This is a genomic window from Bartonella vinsonii subsp. berkhoffii ATCC 51672 (assembly GCF_902825225.1).
Taxonomy (GTDB): domain Bacteria; phylum Pseudomonadota; class Alphaproteobacteria; order Rhizobiales; family Rhizobiaceae; genus Bartonella; species Bartonella berkhoffii.
The window spans coordinates 1-416 of sequence record NZ_CADEAK010000224.1 but is presented as its reverse complement, the minus strand read 5'-3'; the positions used below and the strand labels follow the sequence as shown (position 1 = coordinate 416).

1 protein-coding gene is annotated in these 416 nt (G+C 42.1%); it reads right to left on the bottom strand.

The window, feature by feature from the left end; genetic code table 11:
- Window positions 1-159: 159 nt before the first annotated feature.
- The coding region (locus J7R10_RS09030; protein WP_246787434.1) for an autotransporter outer membrane beta-barrel domain-containing protein at window positions 160-416 on the bottom strand (257 nt) is incomplete at its 5' end.

The following is a 416-nucleotide window of genomic DNA, read 5'->3' as shown; positions in this document are numbered from 1 at the left end:
CCCCATATCAACGTCAAGATCATCACCATCACGCCCATGATCAAACTAAAGACGCTGATAAATAAACTGAAACTGTGGATCAAAAAAGAAACCATTATGCCCGATTGCAAAACTTCGACCACTGGTCAATGGAGCATTCGACTGTTTTACCTTAAAGCTTCACACCTTGTCTCGTGCAAGAGTGAAAACATCACCTTTAAAGAGGCCATGAGAGAGCATCCCATCCACATAAAAACCCGTATCATCCTGCAAACTTCCATAAGCAGAAACGGACCATCTATCAAATGTGCTCTGTTTGCTCTGCTCAACATTGAGAGGATGGAGAGAAAGGCTTCCATAAGTTCCCATATCCCCAAAAGATATAGTACTGACTGTCGTCTCAATATTTTTCAGCAAAGTTCCAGCCTCTATAGCAT